The sequence below is a fragment of the Burkholderia sp. USMB20 genome (assembly GCF_000949135.2).
Classification (GTDB): Bacteria; Pseudomonadota; Gammaproteobacteria; order Burkholderiales; family Burkholderiaceae; genus Burkholderia.
The window spans coordinates 225,290-246,259 of the sequence record NZ_JTAN02000017.1; the positions used below are offsets into that span (position 1 = coordinate 225,290).

At 62.5% G+C, this 20,970-nt stretch carries 22 protein-coding genes; 19 read left to right on the plus strand and 3 right to left on the minus strand.

The annotated features are described in order from the left end of the window. The first annotated feature begins 331 nt into the window (after positions 1–331). The 8 genes from PL79_RS21235 (at position 332) to PL79_RS21270 (ending at position 7,582) form a co-directional block, all read left to right on the plus strand. The gene (locus PL79_RS21235; RefSeq protein ID WP_052664652.1) at positions 332–856 is read left to right on the plus strand and encodes a lytic transglycosylase domain-containing protein; all 525 of its coding nucleotides are present in this window, start codon (positions 332–334) and stop codon (positions 854–856) included. After that, positions 853–1,914, plus strand: coding sequence for a CpaF family protein (locus PL79_RS21240; protein ID WP_044845097.1), 1,062 nt, complete (start codon positions 853–855; stop codon positions 1,912–1,914). The genes PL79_RS21235 and PL79_RS21240 overlap by 4 nt, the downstream gene beginning before the upstream one ends. A 124-nt stretch (positions 1,915–2,038) precedes the next feature. Further along, the gene (locus PL79_RS21245; RefSeq protein WP_135801109.1) at positions 2,039–2,335 is read left to right on the plus strand and encodes a hypothetical protein; all 297 of its coding nucleotides are present in this window, start codon (positions 2,039–2,041) and stop codon (positions 2,333–2,335) included. 25 nt (positions 2,336–2,360) lie between these two features. Beyond that, positions 2,361–2,717, plus strand: coding sequence for a VirB3 family type IV secretion system protein (locus PL79_RS21250; protein ID WP_235879295.1), 357 nt, complete (start codon positions 2,361–2,363; stop codon positions 2,715–2,717). After that, the gene (locus PL79_RS21255) at positions 2,717–5,422 is read left to right on the plus strand and encodes a VirB4 family type IV secretion system protein (RefSeq protein WP_044845158.1); all 2,706 of its coding nucleotides are present in this window, start codon (positions 2,717–2,719) and stop codon (positions 5,420–5,422) included. Before PL79_RS21250 ends, PL79_RS21255 begins: the two co-directional genes overlap by 1 nt. Next, the gene (locus PL79_RS21260) at positions 5,415–6,224 is read left to right on the plus strand and encodes a conjugal transfer protein TrbJ (protein WP_235879296.1); all 810 of its coding nucleotides are present in this window, start codon (positions 5,415–5,417) and stop codon (positions 6,222–6,224) included. The genes PL79_RS21255 and PL79_RS21260 overlap by 8 nt, the downstream gene beginning before the upstream one ends. A 15-nt stretch (positions 6,225–6,239) precedes the next feature. Further along, positions 6,240–6,524 (plus strand): hypothetical protein, encoded by a 285-nt coding sequence (locus PL79_RS21265; RefSeq protein ID WP_044845099.1) that lies wholly within the window; start codon positions 6,240–6,242, stop codon positions 6,522–6,524. Positions 6,525–6,553: 29 nt separating this feature from the next. Further along, a complete protein-coding gene (locus PL79_RS21270) occupies positions 6,554–7,582 on the plus strand; it encodes a type IV secretion system protein (protein WP_044845100.1) in 1,029 nt (342 codons plus the stop codon). 2 nt (positions 7,583–7,584) lie between these two features. On the opposite strand, the gene PL79_RS21275 is transcribed toward PL79_RS21270, so the two are convergent. Continuing rightward, positions 7,585–7,851 carry a hypothetical protein gene (locus tag PL79_RS21275; protein ID WP_044845101.1) on the minus strand — a complete coding sequence of 89 codons (267 nt, stop codon included), beginning with the start codon at positions 7,849–7,851 and terminating at the stop codon, positions 7,585–7,587. Positions 7,852–7,926: 75 nt separating this feature from the next. On the opposite strand from PL79_RS21275, the gene PL79_RS21280 reads away from it, so the two are divergent. Genes PL79_RS21280 through PL79_RS21295 form a run of 4 tightly spaced genes read left to right on the plus strand, consistent with a single transcriptional unit; the run spans position 7,927 to position 11,472 of the window. Further along, the gene (locus tag PL79_RS21280; RefSeq protein ID WP_044845102.1) at positions 7,927–8,670 is read left to right on the plus strand and encodes a VirB8/TrbF family protein; all 744 of its coding nucleotides are present in this window, start codon (positions 7,927–7,929) and stop codon (positions 8,668–8,670) included. After that, positions 8,667–9,695 (plus strand): TrbG/VirB9 family P-type conjugative transfer protein, encoded by a 1,029-nt coding sequence (locus PL79_RS21285; RefSeq protein WP_044845103.1) that lies wholly within the window; start codon positions 8,667–8,669, stop codon positions 9,693–9,695. The genes PL79_RS21280 and PL79_RS21285 overlap by 4 nt, the downstream gene beginning before the upstream one ends. Before the next feature lie 2 nt (positions 9,696–9,697). Next, positions 9,698–11,047 carry a TrbI/VirB10 family protein gene (locus tag PL79_RS21290; protein WP_044845104.1) on the plus strand — a complete coding sequence of 450 codons (1,350 nt, stop codon included), beginning with the start codon at positions 9,698–9,700 and terminating at the stop codon, positions 11,045–11,047. Beyond that, positions 11,044–11,472, plus strand: a complete 429-nt coding sequence (locus PL79_RS21295; RefSeq protein ID WP_044845105.1) for a TrbG/VirB9 family P-type conjugative transfer protein — start codon at positions 11,044–11,046, stop codon at positions 11,470–11,472. Before PL79_RS21290 ends, PL79_RS21295 begins: the two co-directional genes overlap by 4 nt. A gap of 129 nt (positions 11,473–11,601) precedes the next feature. Here PL79_RS21295 and PL79_RS21300 read toward each other — a convergent pair whose 3' ends face one another. Then, positions 11,602–14,442: a UvrD-helicase domain-containing protein gene (locus tag PL79_RS21300; RefSeq protein WP_082088513.1), complete on the minus strand. Its 2,841-nt coding sequence runs from the start codon at positions 14,440–14,442 to the stop codon at positions 11,602–11,604. Between the two features lie 387 nt (positions 14,443–14,829). On the opposite strand from PL79_RS21300, the gene PL79_RS21305 reads away from it, so the two are divergent. Both PL79_RS21305 and PL79_RS21310 read left to right on the plus strand, forming a co-directional pair. Beyond that, positions 14,830–15,855 (plus strand): type IV toxin-antitoxin system AbiEi family antitoxin, encoded by a 1,026-nt coding sequence (locus PL79_RS21305; RefSeq protein WP_044845160.1) that lies wholly within the window; start codon positions 14,830–14,832, stop codon positions 15,853–15,855. Positions 15,856–15,886: 31 nt separating this feature from the next. Then, positions 15,887–16,735 (plus strand): nucleotidyl transferase AbiEii/AbiGii toxin family protein, encoded by an 849-nt coding sequence (locus PL79_RS21310; RefSeq protein WP_052664654.1) that lies wholly within the window; start codon positions 15,887–15,889, stop codon positions 16,733–16,735. Between the two features lie 39 nt (positions 16,736–16,774). Here PL79_RS21310 and PL79_RS21315 read toward each other — a convergent pair whose 3' ends face one another. Continuing rightward, positions 16,775–17,194 (minus strand): ACT domain-containing protein, encoded by a 420-nt coding sequence (locus PL79_RS21315; RefSeq protein WP_044845108.1) that lies wholly within the window; start codon positions 17,192–17,194, stop codon positions 16,775–16,777. A 191-nt stretch (positions 17,195–17,385) separates the two neighbouring features. On the opposite strand from PL79_RS21315, the gene PL79_RS21320 reads away from it, so the two are divergent. From PL79_RS21320 to PL79_RS21340, 5 genes are all read left to right on the plus strand, one after another. Next, complete coding sequence (locus tag PL79_RS21320; RefSeq protein WP_013588624.1) at positions 17,386–17,610, plus strand: helix-turn-helix domain-containing protein; 225 nt, start codon at positions 17,386–17,388, stop codon at positions 17,608–17,610. Between the two features lie 403 nt (positions 17,611–18,013). Further along, on the plus strand, positions 18,014–18,691 hold the full coding sequence (locus PL79_RS21325; RefSeq protein ID WP_044845109.1) for a DUF3577 domain-containing protein: 678 nt from the start codon (positions 18,014–18,016) through the stop codon (positions 18,689–18,691). 496 nt (positions 18,692–19,187) lie between these two features. Next, on the plus strand, positions 19,188–19,607 hold the full coding sequence (locus PL79_RS21330) for an antirestriction protein (protein WP_044845161.1): 420 nt from the start codon (positions 19,188–19,190) through the stop codon (positions 19,605–19,607). Between the two features lie 186 nt (positions 19,608–19,793). Then, positions 19,794–20,270 (plus strand): hypothetical protein, encoded by a 477-nt coding sequence (locus PL79_RS21335; RefSeq protein WP_235879297.1) that lies wholly within the window; start codon positions 19,794–19,796, stop codon positions 20,268–20,270. A gap of 122 nt (positions 20,271–20,392) precedes the next feature. Beyond that, on the plus strand, positions 20,393–20,929 hold the full coding sequence (locus tag PL79_RS21340; RefSeq protein ID WP_044845111.1) for a hypothetical protein: 537 nt from the start codon (positions 20,393–20,395) through the stop codon (positions 20,927–20,929). Positions 20,930–20,970 lie beyond the last annotated feature (41 nt).

Consider the following 20,970-nt stretch of genomic DNA (forward strand, 5'->3'; position numbering starts at 1 on the left):
GACTCATCCCAGCATCACCCGCGGCCTTTGGATTGGGCCCTTCCCTTTACGGCGCCCTTTATTCCCCTTGCGTTTCCGGCCTTCCCCGACGCCTTTGTCGCGCCCTGGACAGCACCCGTGCTTCAACTGGCGCGGTCACGCTCAGTCACAGATGACCGCACGAGCGCCATCGTTTCCGTGCAGGCATTCCAGCCATCTGCGCACCTGCGCTGCCTACAGTGAAGCCGTCAGTCCTCCCCCCTGGACTGACGCGCGCTGTTGACCTGCCGGGCTGCTCCCCGCTCCCGGCAGGTTCTTTTTCTGATGGCACCCCCAACCGGATGAGGTCGACGTGAAGCGTGTCTGGACGATGTCTTTGTGTGCATTGCTCGTTGTAGTGACCCAAACGGTCCGCGCCGACTGCCTGGACGATGCCGCGCGTTTTCATCACGTCAATGTCCGGCTGGTACGCGCGATTGCCACCGTGGAGTCCGGTCAGCGTGCCGGCGTCATCCATCTGAACGGCGACGGCACCACCGACATCGGACTGATGCAGATCAACAGCCGCTGGCTCACGGCACTCTCGCGCTTTGGCGTCTCGCGCGCGGGCCTCTACAACCGCTGCACCAACGCCTATGTCGGTGTGTGGATCCTGTCGCAAAACATCCGTCGTCTCGGACTCACGTGGGATGCCATCGGCGCATACAACGCGGGCGCGCACGAAAAACGCATTGCCTATGCGCGGCGCGTATACCGCGAACTACAAGTGCCCCAAGCGACCGTGAGCGAACAACCGGAAGTCGTGGAGGCTCGACCAGCGAAACCGGACTTCATTGCCCAGCTTTTCGAACCCATCGGATGGGAGAACGGGCAATGAGCCGGCTCACTTACGATTACGCGATCGCGGTGCTCAACGACTACCTCGGCCCACTGCAATCCATGCTCGCCGACGCCGACGTACAGGAGATCATGGTCAACCGCGCCGACACGATCTTCGTCGAGCGCAACGGCGTTATCTCGTTCGTCGCTGGATGCCACCTGGACCCGGACGCGCTCGATCGCGCGATCACGATCCTCGCCAACGTCAACGCGAAGGCGCAGACACCGCTGCTTGACGCACGGCTGCCTGCCCTACGCATCGCGGCAGCCCGCCATCCGGTTGCCATTCACGGCGACATGCTGTCGATCCGCAGGCATGCGCGTCGCCGCATTGGCCTGGCTGACTATGAACGCAACGGCGCCTTCGACGTGTTGCCGGCCACACGGTCACCTTTTACCCGTCGTCGGGACGCGGCGCTGCTCGCGCGCCTCTCTCGCGGCGGTGCCGCGCTACGCGAGTTCTTCCAGTGGGTGATGCGCGAACGGATCAATGTCGCCTTCTCGGGCGGCACCTCATCCGGCAAGACAACGCTGCTCAACGCGATGATCGATGCCATGCCGCCGGACGAGCGCATCGTCACGATCGAGGATACGGCGGAACTGCAGGTCCACACGCCCAATCATGTGGGACTCGAGACGAATCTCGGCATCATGATCCGCGAGCTCGTGCGCTTTTCGCTGCGCATCCGTCCCGACCGGATCATCGTCGGCGAGGTACGCGGCGCCGAAGCCTTCGACCTCATGGAAGCGCTCAACACGGGTCACCCCGGCTCCATCGTTTCGTTTCATGCGGACTCAGCCGATACCGCACCCGCGCGGCTCGAATCGCTCATCCGCATGAGCGATGAAGGACGCCTCATGACGATCACCGATCTGCGCCACCGGATCGCCTCGACCTTCCGCTTTTTTGTGCACGCTGAACGGCAGGGCGCCGTGCGCGGCCCCGTCGAGATCCGTGAAGTGCTCGGCGTCGAGAACGACCGCTACATCACGCGGTGCCTGTTTTCCCGCTACGCCGCAGCGGACGCCATTGCAGAGGAGCTGGTCCATGCATGAAGTCATCCGTCTCCGCATTGCCGTTGCACGGAGCATCGTCTCCCGTATCTGTCGACATATCGGCCGCCATGTCGGGGAAGTCCGCCGCGCGTGGCGCGCCCTTCTCCGCCAGCATGCACCGACGATGCGAAGTGTCCTCGTTGCGCTGTGGCTCGGCTCGATCCCGGTCCTGGCCCACGCGGGCATCTGGAACGGGGGGCTCTGCACCGTCTATCAGGACGTGCTCGACAACGAACTGCTCGAGGTCGTGTCGCTCTCGGCACTGGTCGGCTCGATCGTGCTGTGGCTGCTCGACGACGGTCGCAGCAACATCAAGACCCATGTGCTGCGCGGCGTGCTCGGCACACTCGCGATCCTGAACATGCCGCTGCTCTGGGCGCAGGTCTTCAACCACGGTGCCGCCTGCACCGGCACGCTCTGACGGGCACATCCAGGGGCATCATGTGATGGAAGAACGGAATCCCGATCATCGCGACCTGGCCGGCGAACCGGACGATCCGCTCGCCGCCCGCATCCGCAAGACGATGCTCGAACAGTTCCTGCTGCTTGGCATCGACCGCCGCTGGTGCATCGCGCAGGCGGCCATCGTCATCACGTTTGCCGCGGGCATGCGCAACGCGTGGGTGCTGCTCGCGGTGCTGGTCACGCACCCCGTCCTATGGCTCGCCGTGCGTCGCGATCCGGACCAGATCCGCTGCTACACGAAATACAGCCTCCAGGGCGACTACTACGAACCGCGCCAGGTGTTGCGACAGAAGGTCAACGCCCGCCCAAAAGGATTCGCGCGAGGCCTGCCGTGCTGATGCCCGCCTTCGCACGCTCACCGTTTGATAGCGAGTCGCTCGCGCGTATCGCCCGGCGAACCGATGGCGATCGCCGCTCGACCGCGGAGCTGGTGCCGTGGCTGTTCCGGTTCAGCAATTCGCTCGTCGTCAACAAGGATTCTGCACTGATGGTGACCTACGAATTTGCCGGGCCGGACGCGGACGCACTGTCGGGCAGCCACATCCTGGAATTGATGAACAACCTCGTCACGTCGCTGCGCGACATGGCGCGTCGACCCATCGCGCTATGGTGGACCGTGCACCGCCGTCGCAGTGCGCAGTATCTCAGCACACCGATGCCCGATCCAGTCTCACAGCGGGTTGACGACGCGCGACGCGAAACGTTCGAGTTGGGTGCGAACTATATGAACCGTCACTATGTGACGTTCACGCTCGCGCCCGACGTCGGCATTGACCGCTTCGCGGGCAAGGTCACACATGGCATGACGCACGACGGGCTTTCCATCACGCGGTCGCTGCTGCAGGCCGTGCGCGGCACGTTCTCCGATCAGTACCTGTTCGCGTACACCGCGTCGGAGCTCGCCGCAATCGTCGAGACATTCGAGACCACGCTGTTCGGCTTCGTCGCCGGCAATCAGCGTCTGAACTGCCGGTGCCTCTCCGGCGACCGACTGGGCGCGTTCATGCATGCGTGCGCCGCGCCGCCCGCCGATCATCTTGAGACCATCCCTGTCCCCGACATCCCGGCGCTCGACGTTGCGATGTGTGACACGGAGGTCCGCCCCGGGCACGATTACCTGCACTTTTATGCGGGCGGCCGGCAGCGCTTCGGGATCGCCGCGGGCATTCCGGCCCGCCGGGACTTCTGGCCCGACAGCGTGCTGCCGACCAGCCTCGACGGTCTGCTCAAGGTGCCCGGGGAACTGACCATCAGTCACTGCTTCCGGCTCACCACGCCGTCGGCCGCGATGCGCTTCATCGACGGGGTGCGCCGCTATCACGAGGGACGCCGGCTCGATACCCGGTCACTGCTTGCGGCCACCCTGCGCGGCGGTGACCTGTCGGGCGCGCGCCAGAACCAGTCACGGTCGGCCGCGGCCGACGACGCGAACCGCCGCGCAGGCAAGGTCGAGATGGCCGAAGAGGTCTACGGCTACTACAACCTGTCCGTGCTCTCGTACTCGCCGGCGTTCGGGACCAGTCCGTTCGACGATGGGCGCGTCGCGGAAACCGCATGGGCCCAGGCCGTGGCGACCCACCAGGCGGTCGAGGAAGCACTGCGCGCGGCCCATTTCACGCCGGTGCGCGAAACACTGCACGCTCTGTCCGCTTTCGCCACGACCATTCCCGGCATGTGGCGCGAATGCGCACGCTGGTCGTTCATTGATACCGAAGCACTGGCGCGGCTGCTGCCGCTTCGCGGTGTTTCGGACGGCCACCGCATCAACGCGCACCTGACGAAGGAAACCGGGGTACGCTGCCCCGCGCTCGCGGCCTTCCCGACCGAGTTTGGCACGCCTTACTGGTTCACGGGATTCCTCGGCGACGTCGGTCACATGCTGGTGTGCGGGCGCACGGGCTTCGGCAAGACGATCTTCATGCTGCTGTGCGCGACGCTCTTCCGCAAGTATCCGAACGCGTGGTTGTACGGCTTCGACAAGGATCTGTCGATGCGCATTCCGACCATCCTGCAGGGTGGTCGCTACATGCAGTTCGACAGCCAGACGGGCGAGATTAGCGACTTCAGTGAGGCAAGCGGCGTTCACGCCGACGAGCGTGCGCAGATGAATCCGCTCGTGCTGCTGGCCGATCCACGGCACCTCGAATTCCTCGTCGAATGGATCATTCTGCTGGTACAGCAGCGCGGCACCTATCGCGTGACCGCTGCCGATCGTCGCGAGCTCGAAAAGGCACTCGCCGCCACGCGTAGCCGCACCGACCGGAGGCTCTGGCGCCTGCGCACGATTCACGCGTCGCTGCCCGCGGGGCCACTCGCCGACGAACTGGCCATGTGGATCGGACCCGCCGTGCAGGCGCACTACTTCGACAACGTCACGGACAGCTTCGACGACTCACACTGGGTGTCGATGGCGACCGACCGGATTCTCGCGAGCCCCGTGATCGCGCGCCCCTTCCTTTCGTACGTCACGTATCGCATCCAGGATTCGCTCGAGCAACGGCGCGCGCAGGGAATCATTGGCCCGACGCTCGTGATGCTCCCGGAGATCTGGAGCCTGCTCGACGATGCAAGCTTTGCCCGGCAAATCGGTAACTGGATCGTTACGATGCGCAAGAAGCTCGGCTGCGTGTGGATGGACGCCCAGTCGCCCGAACAGGTATCGTCCTCGCCGATCTGGCCGCAGATCCGCGACAACGTGCTGGTGCGCGTGTTCGTGCCTGTCGAGAACTTCACGCCGTCCGCGAAGACCGCCTACCAGCGCGACTTTGGACTGTCGGACGGCCAGATCCGTACGATCCAGAAGCTCGTCGCCAAACGCGACTACTTCATCGCCGAACAGGGCGGCGCATCACGCCGGATTTCCATTCCCCTCGATCCGGTTTCGATTGCGATCCTGCGCTCCGAGCTGAGCGCCCAGATCCTGTTCGACCGGCATCTGCATTCGGGCCGTCCCGACTGGAAAGCGCGTTACATCGAGGAGGCCGCCGCGCGGGCGCGGGGAGATGCGACGCCGGATTTCGCAACGGAGGTCGATCATGCGTAACCGCGTCGTTGTCCTCGTGGTCCGCGCCGGCGCACCGCTCGCGGCCGGCCTGCTGCTCGCCAGCGCGGCGTGGGCAGGAGGCGGGATGACGGGCGGTGCGACCGAGATCACGCAATTGATGAACCACGCTGAACTCGTCTCGTCCGTCGCACAGCAGGCGCAGATGGTCGAACAGAATGTCCAGGCGCAGATCACGCGCCTGCAGCAGTACGTGACGATGGTGCAGAACCTGAAACAGGTACCTGCGTCCCTGATCGACCAGACGATTGCGCCGTACCGCACGCAGATCGCCAGCTTCCAGTCGCTGTCCACCGCCATTACGCAGCTACAGCAGGCCACCTCGGCCACGAATGGGCTTTTCGGACGCAGCCTCGCGGAAATGAACACGACCGGCATGTCGCCCGCGCAATGGTTGTCCGCCTATACCTCGCTCGCCTCGACCCGCGGTGGGATCTATCAGCAGCAGCTGACCCAGGACATGCAGAACCTCGACACGCTGGCCGCCCGCGCGCAGAACCTGCAAAAGATCCAGTCGCAGATCCCGAACGTTGGGGGCACCGTGCAGGGCCTCCAGATGCTGAACCAGCAGTCCAACGTGCTCGCGGGCGAGATGGTCGACCTGCACGCGCTCATGCAGCGACAGGTCGCGCAGCAGATGCAGGACCGCGCCGCTCAGGCGCAGGCCCAGGGCATTGCGGCGCAGCTCGCCGCCGCCCGCGCCGCGGCGATGGGACAGGTCAACCAGCAGGAACAGCAGACAACGCAGGGCGCACCGGATTTCGACCTGCTGCAGGACCAGTGATCCGGGAGACCGACCGTGCTACTGCGCTGGCTGATCCGCTCGCTCTGCAGAACTCCCGCCGAACTGCGGGTCGTCCTGACGGGAATCCGTACTTACCGGCTGCGCCGCCAACGACCTGATGAAAAACGCGCGGCGCAGTGGAAGTTCGACCGGCGGATCACGCGCAACGTGCGTCTGTCGTTGCTAACGGGCCTGCTTATCGTACAGACCGACAGCCCGCAGGTCTTTGCGGCCGGCTGGATTGCCCTGCCGCTCGCTGCCCTGCTGGCACTGGCGCGCGTCGCAGGCGTGCTGCGTTGATCACTTGCGCAATGTGCGGAATCTGAGTCATGAACGACGTCATCTCGGTACTGAACGCGCTGTTCACAGCCATGCAGGCAAAGGGAACAAGCCTGCAGACGCTGTTTGTCTCCGATGGCCAGGATCTGCTTGCAGCCCTGGGACTGGTCATGGCGACGTGGCACGTGTTTCTGTGGCTGCTTGAAGGCGACTTCCCAGGCTTCTTCGCGAACCTGTTCCGACATCTGATCAAGTGCGCCGTCATCCTCGTGATGCTCACGGCCTGGAGCGGCACCGTTCACAGCTATTTCGTCGACAACATGCAGACGATGGCCTCACGCGTCTCGGGCGGCGAAGGCAATCCGGGCGACCTCCTACGCGCCCTCGTCAATGCCGCGTCGACCATCATGCAGGGCGTGCGCACTCAGGCGGCGCAGGTGTGTCAGGAAGTACCGGACGTCACCCCCGAAGGCGTCGTCATTCCCAACAGCGAACATCAGGAGTGCGGGGCGACGAGCGATAACGGCGCCGACTCGGCCGGCCTGAGTTCGATCTGGACGCTCATAAAGAACCTGCCATTGATCCTGCTCGCGTTCCTTGCGAAGGCGCTCGCGATCGCCGCGATCGTGCTGATGACGCTGATCTTCGTGGTGGTCGTGCAGTTCGGCTCGTTCCTGCTCGACATCGCGTTCTGCCTGGGGCCCGTGCTGATTCCCTGGTATGTACTGCCGGCAGGCGAATTCCTGTTCGACGGATGGCTGCGCTTCACGATCTCGGCGGGCCTGTTCAAGGTCGTGGCCTGGCTGATGATGGCGATCGTCGAGAGTGGCGCGTTGCCCGGCATTCAGGGACTTGTGCAACAGGCTGCTGCACAGAGCGGCACGCAAAGCGACGCGTATTACGCGACGAACTACCTCGCGATGCTGGCGCTCGCACTCGTCTGCGGCGTCGGGGCTTTCATGATGTGGCAGGTGCCGGATATCGCCAAATCGCTTGTCTCAGGCGGCGCCGGCGGCGGCTTGCGCGGCTTTGGGAAAGGCGTCATGGGGAACAAGCTGACGCCTAACGTATTGAAGTGAGATTAGTGATGCCGACTTTCGTTTTGATGGCTCGCGTAGTACGCATTCCAGGAAGCATCGGCATCTTTGAGATGTTGCTCGTCGGCCTCGCGAGACTGCTGCCTATCTCTTGGCGTCCGACCAAGTGCTGCCCACGCGAGAAAGACCACCGCGCCCGCGAGCATCATCGCGACGCCGAAATGCTGCACGCCGACCTGGTAAAGGACGAACGCCGCGAACACGAGAACCGGCAATACGAAATACAGCAGGATGATTTTGAGTCGGGCCATGGCTGCACCCTCGCAGCTTGTGAACTGGGTCCCAGTGTAGCACCGCTGGCTCTGGCCCGCGCGGAGGCATGACCGATGCAAAAGCAACCGCCTCCATCGATTTCACCACGTGCTGCCTCTGCCGCCGATCTCCGAGCCCCGCCCCATACCGGAGAAGCGGTCGCCGCCTGGTTCGCGGCGTTCCAGAAACCAATCTGGGAAAAGCGGCTCGCGATCAAGGTCGCGCTGGGCTTCGCACTCATCGCCACCGGCGAATGCGCCGCCCTGATCGTCCAGAGCATGCACAGCGGCCCGCGCCCCTATTTCGTCGAACATGATGAGAAAACCGGTGCCGTTTGGGTGTCCGATCGCTACGCCGAGACCTGGTCCGCCACGGCGGCCAACAAGCGCTATTTCCTCGTCAAATGGGCTTCGCGCGTTTTCACAGTCGAGGCGGACAGCCAGGACACGCTCACACGACAGATCCCCGCTGCCGTCAGTTGGACGTCGGGCGCGGCGACACGGGAGCTCGAAACCTACATCACGGTAACCGATCCGGTCGCCCAGCGCGTCGTACAGACACCTGGTCTCACTCGCGAATTCGTCGAAAACTCGACGTCGTTCTCGCCCGACGGGCAGGTCGCGTACCTGATCTTCACGCTGATCGAAAGCGTGAACGGCAAGCCCGCGGCGCCCCGCCAGATGCTGCTCACCATCAGTTTCCTGCTTGCCCCCGAGACGCTGAAGCCCGGCGAAGAAAAGGACAACCCGATCGGGCTGCGCATCACTCACTTCAGCATCACGCCGTACCTTGGCGTCAATCCCGGAGCGAATCCATGAACGTCATCGCGTACGCAACGTGTCTTGCGATGCTCTGTGCTGCGAACATCGCGACCGCATACGGGCAATCGCCCGCGCCCTCACCGGTTCCATCGTCGCCACTGCCGTCAGGTGCGCCATCCGTGGTGAGTAGGCACACGAAGACCGGCACCTCGGGTCCAGTGACATCGTCCCTGCGGAATCGGCGACATTCTGCGCCGAGTCAGCCAATCAACGGTCCGTATGCGTCGCCTGACGCCACGTCGCTCGTTGTCTACGACTACGACCCGGACTATCTTTACCCGATCCTCGTGCGGACTAGTCAGGAAACGCATTTGGTTTTTGCGCCAGACGAGGAAGTGGTCGGGGTCTATCTGTCCGACACCGGCAAGCGCTGGCTGGAACATACGGCCCTCACCAAGCGCGACGTGTTCATCGAGGCACGCTTACCCGGTCTCGAGAATGCCGCGACCATCATCACGTCACGCCGGCGCTATGAACTGGACTTGCGCTCGTCCGATGATGGCAAGACGTATCAGCGGGTTTCCTGGCATTACCTCGACACGGATGCCAAAGCCTCGTCCGGTCAGGCCTCGCCGTTCGGCATCGAATACCCGGGCAACGTGCCGCATGCAGACGGGCACAATGAAGACGACGTTGCGCCGGCCAGCGGATCATCATCGTCACACTCGCCCCCTGGCAGTCCTCACATCATGCTCGACCGCGCGAATTTCGATTACCGCATCGAAGGCAGTGCACCGTTCGCGCCTGTCATCGTTTTCGACGACGGACGGTTCACGTATCTCCAGTTCCCGCATCAGGCGGAGCTTCCTGCGATCCTGTTGATGGATGAAAAGGGCGAAGCCGAAATCGCGAACTTCATTCCGCTTGGCAACGACTTCTACGAAGTGCAGCAGACGGCGACCTACGGGCTGCTGCTCAAGCGCGGCAGGCAGGAAGTGCGGATCTTCAACGGTCGGGGCAAAGGTTGCGGGATTTTCGGCTGCGACGCCGCGCAGATGAAGAACATCTACGGGAAGCCCTGATCATGGCCGCCCCGCAACCCAACGGTCGCAGGCCGCCACCCCTGACGCCGGAGCCACCGCGGCTCACGCGCATCCGGCGCAACCTCGCGAAAGTGCTTGTCATCGCCCTCTTCTCCGCGCTGCTCGCGATCGTGCTCGTGCGCGCGCTGTCCCACCCTCATGAGACTGCTGCCGAGCGGCGGCAGCGTGAACAGCTCGAGGCCGCTGCGCGGCAGCCGAAGGCGTCGGCAGACGCACTGCGCAAGCGCCTGGAAGATCAGCACACGCTCGCACTGGCCCGCGCGGCAAGTGCTGCATCGGCCGAAAGCGCGCCACTGGGCGGCACGCCGCTCGACGGCATTCCGAAGGGCGCGCCGGGTGATGATACCGGCCCACTGCCTCGTGAGTATCGCTCGCCGGGGCGGACGGCATCTGCCACTGATGCAGACCGGCTCGCGCTGCAACGACAGATCGAAGCCATGCAGAGCCAGTCGCTTGTCGCCTATGAAGATACGGCGAGTAGTACCAGCCGGACATCGGGCGAGAACGCTAGCGGCCCAGCACTCGATCGCATGGCGGAAAGCCTCACGAGGCTCGCTGGCGAATCGACGGCCAGTGCGCACGCAAATGCCGAACGCGATCCGGCAACCGGGTCGACGATGCCGCTGCCGACAAGCGCCGCAACCGCCAATGCCCGGCATAACGCCGACTGGCTGAAGCAGCAGTCGAACGTGGCTGACGACGAAAAGCCGCTGGTTCCCATACCGATCGACTCGCCCTACATGGTCATGGGCGGCACGCCCATTCCCACGGTCATCCTGCAGGGCGCAAAAAGCGACATGCCCGGCACCTTCCGCGCGATGGTTGATCGCGACATCTACGACAGTATTGATGGCAGTTGCAAACTAATTCCGAAAGGCACGCGCATTCTCGGCCGGACCAGCAACGACGTGGCGATCGGTCAGGACCTGATGCTGATGGCCGCCACACGGATGATCTTTCGCCACGCCTCGATGCGCCTCGACGGTCTCTCAGGCAACGATCCCGATGGCGAGGCCGGCGTGAGCGCCGACGTCAACAACCACTTCTTCAAAATCTTCGGATCGACTTTCCTGATTGCCGGCGTGGCTGCGTGGATCGGTCACAACCAGAACCAGTCGAGCGGCACCACGATCAACATCAACGGCGGTGCGTCGGCCGATCTGTCGTCGGCGACGGCCCAGTCGCTCTCGCAGACGACGCAGACCATCCTTCAACGCAACATGAACATCCAGCCGACGCTGCGGCTCGAGCCCGGTCAGCGCATCACGTTCATCACGCAACGCGACATGATGTTGCCGCCCAATGTCACCGACGGGAGCTGCAATCGATGAAACATTCCGCCTCTGCCGTACTGTCTGCCTCGCTGCTGGTTGTCGGCTGCGTGCTGCAGTCGGCCTGCGCCGAGCCGCCGGCCGCGACAGCGCCGGTGTACGACTTTGACTGGCGTCTGGATGGTGCGGCCGACGTCCGGCCGTATCAGGTGTTCGATGACGGCCAGAAGATCTATCTGCAGTTCGCCGAACCGAAGCGGGTGCCAGCCATCCTCGCCGACACCCCAGGCGGCCTCGTGCTGCTGCACTGGCGGCCCGATCCACCCTACATCATCATCGACCAGATGGAACGCGCGCTGGTGTTTCGCGCCGGCGCTGCCGAGGCGCGTGCGGTGCGCGATTCGTCCGGCGAGCCGCCCCATAGTGCCCATTTTGGTGCAGCCGTACCGCGCAGTACGACTCATACGGGCGCCGCAGCGCAATGAATCCGGCTTGTCGGTATCTCGCCGAACAAGCGGGACGTTTCGGACGACGGCCAACTGGGTTTTGTCCTCCGACGTACGTGCCGACACACTCGCGGGACAGAAAAACCGTACGCCAATGCGGGCATGAATCTACACTGATTGCCCGATCCTCGCTCTTCGGGCCAGGGTCATCTGGTTGCGGCACTTTAACGAAGGATATCGCGTGCATCCGTAGAAGGGACCATTTTTTCCCGGCCGCTGTACCATATATCCCTGCTTGCAGACGTTGCATCGGACTGGTTGTTCGTCCTTTCCCTCGAACACAACCGCCTTACCATATTCCGGCCCGAGCAGTTCCAGTACAAATCGGGACGGCTCGGTCGACGAGAGGAAAAGCGTGACCTGTTCACGGGCCCGGGTCAGCGCGACATAGAACAATCTGCGCTCCTCTGCATACTCGAAGGCCTCCCGGTTTGCAAATGACAGTCCAAGAAGCGGGTCATCTTCCATCTCCGATGGGAATGCGTACCACCCTGCCTGCAAGCTATGCACGAGCACGAAATCCGCTTCAAGCCCTTTCGATTTATGCACGGTATCGAGCGGCTTCGTCGTCTTCTTTTTTTCGTCGACCACTTTTCTGATCTGCAGCCGCGCGCTGTACTGATCGTTCCATCGGTCAATATCCTGTTCGGTGACCACTTCCGTCGTCTCATACTGATAGCGGCCAAGAATCAGTACCGTGACGACGCGCATTTGCGAGCCGGCAAGCGTCGCAAGTTCCGCCAGCTTGTTTTCAATGCAGGCAATGAGCGAGTCCTTGTCGGCATATTCGACGATCCGTACGACCCCGACATCCTCCTTGCTTCTCGCTTGTACCGCTTTGGGAATCTGCGCGGGGTTTCTTCGGACGAAGCGCGCCGCCACGTCGCTGACACCCTGGTTGCTCCGGAAGGTCGTACTGAGGAAACGGGTCTCCGTCTTCCCGAAATGCGCCTCGAATTCACGCATGATGGAAAGGTCCGATCCGGCGAACCGGTTGATCGCCTGCCAGTCGTCGCCCACCCCAAAAAGTACCGAATCCGGATGCCTCGCGAGAAGCGCCTTGACCAGCCGCGCGCGCCCCGGAGAAATGTCCTGAAACTCGTCGACGAGAATCACCTTGAATGGGGAGTCGGTATAACGACCGGTTTCGACGTACGTGGCCGCCAGGCCAATCATGTCGGCAAAGTCAATTGACCTTAGTTCGTGGTGCAGACGGCGCTCGTATTCCCGCCACACGGGAAACAGGAGCTCGAGAAACGCCTGTGCCCGCACCACATTGTGCTGCTTGCCCGCCTGGACTGAGAAATGGTTCTCGTCGTAGCCACTTTCTTTCGCGTGCGAAATCAGCGAATGCAGGAGCGTAACAAGATCCAGGTCCTTACGCTCCTTCAGACAGCCCTGCAGCTCCGCTTCGGCTTTCATCGCGAACGTCACGCCGTGGGATGTCAGCTCACGGCGCAGGTGGGCAAATACAGATCCATCCCTGAACTGGGCACTCGTCGTCTCAATGAGGCGGGTCCCGCAATCAGCATGCAACTTGCGCTTGCCGGCTGCCGATTTCACATAGGCGCTACCAAAAGGGGACGTTCCATCCTGGCGCAATGCAAAGTGTTCGTGATAGAGCCTGCGGCCGTCCGCAAGCTCATAGACGAAATCCGGTTCGTACTTCGTCCAGCCATGAGAGGTCACATCGTGCTCGTATGGCGCCTCATACCGGTATCGAACACCGTGAACATAAAGCCAGTTCGCGATCGCGAGTTCTTCGAATGACCGTACGGGCTCCCCCTGAAGCGTCGGAATACCCCATTGATCGCGGTCCTTTCTTCGCCTGCCCTTGCTCTTGATATAGGCCTCGTACGCCTCGATACTGTCGAACTCCTGTTCCGGGCCAGGCTCCCAATGGACCGCCTTGAAGAATAGCCAGTTGCCGAGAAACTGACGGTCGTTGTTTCTCAGGTCGGCGACGATTTTCAGGACAAGCTGCCTGGTGCCGACTTCAACACGGGCTGTTCTGCCCTGAACCTCGCTGACGATTGACTTGCCTAGACTGTGGAACGTCTGGGCCGCGATTGGTATCTGAAGCCGCTGGGCCAGACGATCACGGATTTCGTCAGCAGCTTTCGCGTTGAAGGCAAGTGCTAACACTGCGTCCGCTTCGGCGTAGCCTCGCCTGATCGCGTAGCCGACCTTGGCAACGAGGGTAGAGCTCTTGCCCGACCCGGCTGCCGCCACCAGCAGATTGCGGTCCTCGAACACGACCACGGCCTCCTGCTGCTCGGACGTCAGCTCGGATTTTTCTACATGCCTGAAAAAGTCCGCCCATTGCGGATCGGCCATTTCCCGTTTGACGAACGCCCTGTTCCAGTCGGCGATAGCCGAATGAGGCGGATCGACGATTCGGCCGAGGTCCGCGATCCGCTTGCGCGCCTTGTCATACCGGGCATCATCGAACGGCCAGATATTGAGCAACTCCGTGAACCGGGGAAGCCTGGCGATGTTCCCTGCTTCCGAATCGAGCAGGCAGCGGATGTCGTGGCCGCGAACGTAGCGATTTCGTTCGAACAGGTTTGTGGTCGCCGCATCGAGCGCCTTGATATGCGGCAACAGTTCCCCGTACTCGCGCCGCCGATCCTCTTCGAGACGCTTTTTTTGTTCTCGCTCCGCGACCAGCTTGCGCTCGGTTTCCTCGCGTGCGGCAACATGAATGACCTCTGCTGCCCGGCGTCTGGTCAACCCGGCCAGCCGGATATGCTCCCCTTGATGGTCAAACGTCAGGGTAGCCCACAACCAGCGGGCTTCAATGCGTGCGCTCTCAAGAGAAGCCGTCACGACTTGGCGTCGTTGTCCCGATACTTCGACAATTTCGCTGCGGGGTGATCCGAGAACCAGTTTCCAGCGGGATCCGCCGCCAAACAGTCGTCCCCAAACCCCGGGAGTAAATGTGGTCATAACCGCCCTTCTATTTCTTGTTGATGCCGACGCTAACTGGCGCCGTGTTTCGTTTTCTGCAGTTCTTGTTTATTGATCAGATGATTGCGTTGCAGCCTACACCATACTGTAGTGTTACGGTGGGAAACGGCATATCACGTCCAATGCTGGTCTCGTTGGAGAGCACGAAGCTCCGTGAGCTGCCGTGGTGTGCGCCATGCTGTTAGCCGCAGAGGCCAGGGGCGAGCGGCTGCCAACGGGCAACTGCCGGCAGCTTTGTCCAAAAAATTCTCGCGTCTACGTAACGTGGACACCCGGAAATCTTTAGACGACCTGACACTCTGTCCAAAATTTCGCCGCGTCCACGCTCCGTGTACAATGGAGATAATTGGACAACCTTTCCCCGTCATGCGCCCCGCCACTCCGCACCTGCCTGCCATCGTGGAAGCTGCCGCGATCGCGTTTGCCGACGCGACCGGCATCTCCGTCAGACCGCGCAGTGCTCCCGCCGGGGCCAGTGCGGACGCGGTACTGGAGTTCCTGATCGGTGCCCACCGCTTCAAACGACCGGCACTCGTCAAGCAGACAGTCGACCGCTACGGCACGCTCGCCGCCATCCGCGCGCAGGTCACGCCCCACAATAGCGATCGCCCCCTTCTTGTGACGACTTACCTCTCCCCAAATATCGTCGACGCCTGCCGGAAGATGGACATCGACGCGCTCGACCTGGCCGGCAATGCGAGCGTGCTTCTTGGCGACAGCGTGATCCTCGTATCGGGGCGCCCACGACCGCAGATAAGCCCGCAGGGCAGCGACCGGGTCTGGACGAAGTCCACACTGCGGGTGGCGCTCACATTGCTCTCGGTCCCTTCGTTACTGCAACAGAGCTATCGCGACATTGCAAAGGTCGCTGGCGTCAGCCACGGAACTGTTCAGAACGCAATACGTGGCATGCTCGCCCGTCGCGATCTGATTGAGCTGCCGGGCGGACAAGGCATGCAGTTCACGGACTGCAGCCGCATGATCGACGAATGGACCACCCTGTATCCGACGCTACTGCGTGGATCCCTTCAGCTCGGACAGTACCGCACGGACATGCCCGAGTGGTGGCGAAATGTCCCCGCGCTTCCCGACCGATGCCGGTTTGGCGGAGAGCCCGCGGCGGCCATCGTCACGGAATACCTGAAACCGGCCTTCTTCACCGTATACTGCACGGACGAAGTACCGCGCGAATGGATCGCCAAGGCCCGACTACGGCCGGATCACAAGGGTAACGTCGAATTCCTGAAGTCTCCGATCAGGTTTGCATCGATGCCGGATAGTCCCCCGAACGTTGTACCGCCCCTGCTCGTCTACGCCGATCTCGTCGCGAGCGGCGACTCGCGCAATCTCGAAACGGCTAGGTTACTGCGTGAACAATATCTCCCCGCTTGATGCGCGTCCCAATCGCGCCTTTCCACTGGAAATGATCGCCCTTCTGCGGGAGGTGGCAGTCGCGGCCACGGCCAGGAGCATCCCGTGGTTCGTCGGCGGGGCAAGCGCGCGCGACATGCTACTCACGCATGTTCACGACATTGAACCGACACGGGCCACGGCAGACGTCGATATCGGTATTTCCATCGAAAGCTGGGCCGGGCATGAGGCGCTCAGAGCGGAACTGCTTGCGTCAGGTCACTTCGAGCAGCGGGGTAACGCGACGCACCGCCTCCATTACCGGGTCCCGGCCACAGGCGTCAGGACATGGCTGGACGTCGTCCCATTCGGGCGCATCGCGGACGACAGCGGCGAGATCGCCTGGCCACCGGATCAGGCGATCCGCATGAACGTGGCTGGCTTTGAAGAGGCGTTGCGCACGGCGGTGCCGGTGCGCATGGATGCCGACCTCGTCGTGCCGGTCGCTTCACTACCAGCCCAAGCGATGCTCAAGGTCATTGCCTGGCAGGACCGTCACGGCGTCGATCGCAAGGACGCGAGCGATCTGCTTTTTCTGCTCGCGTGGTACGGCGAGGCGGGAAACCTGGAAAGGCTGTACGCCGACGATGGCTTCGATCTGATCGAACAGCACGACCATGACCCCGACATCGGTGGCGCAGCGCTCCTCGGTCGGGACATGGCAGATATCGTTACGCCGGAAGTGAGCGCGCAGATCCTCGCCGTTCTCGCGCCGGACGACCCGTCACCGCTGATACTCACGCACATGATGGCAAGCCGCATGCGGATTCCCGGAGGCGATTCGGCTGAACGGACCGGTCAGCTGTTTGACGCGTTCCGCCAGGAATTTCTCGCGGCGGTTCAGCGCCGCAGCGGCGCATGACCGCCGGAGACCACGGAAGACCTCCCAGCGCGTGTACGGCTAACCGGCCACGCCCTGTGCTGCCCGCGACTGGAGATCCATCAATTGAGCAAGCGCATCCGTTGCGCGCTCGACGGGCACAAAAATGTGATCATGAAAGGCTGCAGCAACGACGTTGCAACTGATACTGGCTTTCGTCAGCGCCTCAGCCACCGCAGCAGTGAGCCCCACTGCCTGCAGGTCCGAGTGCACGGTCAACGTGATCCACGCTGCCCGGAAAAGCACCGGCAGATCCTCGCGCACGGCCGTCGGCTCATCGATGATGACGGTCAGCCCTTCGCGCTCACGAAACGTCGCCAGGGGCGCGAGCTGCGACACGTCCCTATCCGCCTGCACGGACGAGAAGGCATAGGCACCTTCATTCAGTTCTGGCTGCATGGACGCAAGCAGCTCTGCGAGATCAGAAACCGGTTGGCTCACTGAGTTTCCTGTCGGAGAGAAGTCAATCGGGCAGGACACCGGCAACTACGATTGCGAGCGGCGCCCACGTCGCTTTCACAGCACCATTGTGACCGACGCAATAATTGTCACTCATAGTGCGTCCTATCATAGAGCGTGGTCTCAAACAGGTCAAATCCGTACGCTTCGATATCCTTCCGCTCGAGATATTGATGCAGTACGACCCGCTTGCCCTGTTTGGAAAACGCCTGATTGCGCTTCGCAAGGCGCGCGGCTGGTCGCAGGAGCGCCTGGCGCTCGAAAGTGGCCTCGCCCGGTCGTACATCGGCGGCATCGAGCGGGGCCAGCGCAACATCGCCCTCTATAACATCTGCGTGCTGGCCGCCACACTCGGGATTTCACCCGCTTCAATGCTCGAATTTGATGAGCTTGCGTGACGGCTCACATTCTTTCGGGGCTGTTCACGAAGCCACCGTGGCCAATCGTGATGACAGAGTATCGGCCGCAATGGCAATGTACAGATCGTGAGATATCGTGATGCGTCATGAGCTCAACATTAATCCCGTTATACCGGTCTCGCACGAAAAAAAATGGTGCGGTTATCACCTTGATTTTTTGATTTCGCCGGCTATGATTCGCGATTGAAGTTGCCCGCTGGAGCCCATCCAGCATCCTTTGCAGCACCGTCGCTTTGCGACACCTTTTGCGGTTGCGCTTCGTCCCACTGTCTGGACCACCGCAGGTCGTTTGACCGGAAGCTCCCTTCCTTGCCCGTCTGGGGAATTGCCATTCCCCGACACGGGCCCTGGCGATTCCCTTTTTTCGTTCTGGAGAATCGTCATGAATCAGTCAGTCGAACCCCGCAAGTATTTCGATCTTCATCTGCGTGGCCTCGGGTATCTGTCGCGCGTGCGCGATGTGACCGCCAGCGGCAATGGCCGCAGCAAGGCGAAACCCTTCCTCGCATGCGCCATTTCCGCGTTTCACGGCGATCCGAACGTCGAGAACGGCATCGTCTATCTCCCGCTCGACCTGATCGTCGCCGGCGAAAAGGCCAGGGAAGCGGTCCGCTCCGTGATGGACGACGCGAACGATCCCGATGTGAAAGTCCTCGTTTCATTCCGCGCGGGTGATCACTACATCCGGACGTTCGAGCGCACCGGCAACCGCGCTGGCGAAACCGGCGCTGTGCTCAAGGGACGCCTGCTCAAGCTCTTCTGGATCAAGGTCGACGGCCAGGAGGTCTATCGAGATGAAAGCGAAGAACGCGACGACGCCGACGCCGACGCCGGAAACGATCAGGCGCCGGAGCGGGTCAACGGACAAGTGCCGTCGACAGACGGTCGTGATCAGCACGACATGGACGGCGTAGATGAGACCGGCAGCGGTCGCAACGCACTGGAACCACGCAAAGCTTCGGCTTTGACTGAGCGCACTGCCTCGCGTACCAATCGCTATCCGCCACTGCGCCGTCACGGCAACGCCAATACCCGTCGAGCCGCCAGCACCGCCGAGTAAACGGCAATCCCTCGTCCCCCGCCCCGCGCGGGGGGCTTCTCGCATGACCGGTCCGCCGGCTTTCCCGAGCGACGAATCATGAAACGCTCAGGAAAGCTGGCACCGGCCCCAATCCACACTGGGTTCACGGTGGCCCAGTCACGCCGTGCCGTTTGTGCCGGACCGATTGCTCCGGCCCAGACACACGCCTGGCAGATGCAACTGCCAGGCGTCATGCGTCATTCGCCTCTCATGGGCAGCCACGGCCAATGAAGGCCAATGACGCATGACGGTATCACTGCTGGCCTGCCAGCTTGCAGGCCCGTCCGTCGCCATGCGAGGCGACACCTTTACAGCCCACTTCCGGTGCCACTGTCTGCACGGCTGTTCCCGCGTCACGTGACGCGGGCTCCGGAATCACCTCCTGTCACGCCTTCGGGCCTCACCTTGTCCAACCCTCGCGGGGATGCGCTTCCCCGCCCGGGTAGCCGTTCGCCGCGTCTTTTCGGAGAACGTCATGACTCAAGCCAGCGAAACACGCGCCATCACGGCCACCATCGTGCCTGATGAGCGCCGCATGGAAATCCTGCCGCGCTACTTCGGCAAACACATGATCCGCGCCGAAGTGGCGGTCTATACGGCCATGTCGTCACTGTGCGCAACGTACCATGGTGGATTCTGGGATTACGTCGAGCTGTCCAATGGCGCCTTCTATATGGCACCCCGCCTCAGTGATCCGCTGCCCATCACCTGCGACGGCAACGGATACGACGGCGAAATGAGCAGCGATGCCGCAGGCATTGTTGCCACGCTGTTCGCGTTGAACGCCATGGCGTGGTCGACGGAAGAAGCACGCTTCACGGACCTGTATCACGAGCTGCTCGCCTTTGTGCCATCTCACCCGGAAGCCCGCGAGATCTTCGCGGCGATCGACTGACGTCCTGCCTATCTCTTACACCCTGCGGAACGCAGCCCGCACGGGCGCGTCTCCGCGGCGCTCACGGAGACAATCATGTCAAGCTGTAACTGCCTCGCCTCCCGGCCGTCCGTCAGAAAGCCCAGCGACATCGAAATGTGTTGCTGGCCAGGTGTGCAAACGAAACACCATGCGCGAACTTCAGAGATGCTCGTGCACGCCGCGAACTGGCCCGTCGATGAAGACGGTCCGTCGCAGCAGGTTTTCCAGTGCCGTGACGGGCGCACATTGCCGCGCTTTATGAGCCAGAGCGTCGGTCTTCCAGACGGCCTCTATCTCGGACTCTTCAACGGGCGCGACGATCCACTTGGATCTCCACTCGTCACCGGGTTTGACGGACCACTGATTGGCCGGCTGCGTTACTGCCACACCGTCGAGGCCCGCGACCTCAAGCTGGAATTCCTCGATCCGCCCGAGGGGCGGCGCTTCTTCCCGGACATGGGCGTCGTCGTCGGACCGGATGGCGAGGTTCCTGCCGGGAAGATCACGATGCCGATCCAGCTCATGCTCAACTCGGGGGCCATCGTCTTCGATGGCCGGTACTTCGCCGACTGGACCGTGTTCATCATCAGCTCCGTTCGTAGCGCCATGGGTCGCGATCTTCGCGCGCAGCGACGCGTGTAACCCCGGCATCACGATCGCCGTTTTCACTTCCTTCCATCACTTGCACCGTATCAACGGTGCTTCCCCGCGGGGCATCGCTCCGCCACGGGAACGATGCCTCGTCTCACCTTGCGAGGTACATTATGGGATGGCTGTTTGGTCATGGGCAGACGCGCGCGCAACTCATCGCTCGCCTGACGCGCGACGAGGAGCATGACAGCTTCACACGTCGCTGCCTTCGTCACTGCACGAGTGGCAACGTACTCTGGACCGTCTGGGAAATCGGTCGCTCCGGCGAAGCGCCGATGCGTTTCATCGGCTGCGACCTGCTCGCATGGGACAAAACCTGTGCAGGCTGGGGATACAAGGATATGTGCGAGCAGATGGAACCGCTTTATTACTCCTGCCCCCTCGCCTATCTCCACATGGTCCCGCCCGCGGCGCCCGCGTGGCGCGAGCAGGTTCGCGCCTGGCATGCGGCCCGCTCACGCTCGCTCGCGCCAGGCGATGTGCTGACGCTCAGCGGTCTGTCGATCAATGAGGCGGTGGTCGTGAGTCGACACCATCGCACGTGGATCGTAGAAAGCGGCGGCCGGCTGTTCAGGTTTCCCCCTCGCCTCTTCCGTCATATCGTCGAGCAGCGCACCGCCGACGAGTGCGGTCCGCAACGCGCGGGCTGACGCATCCATGCCGTCGGGTGACGCATCGCGCTCCCTGGCCG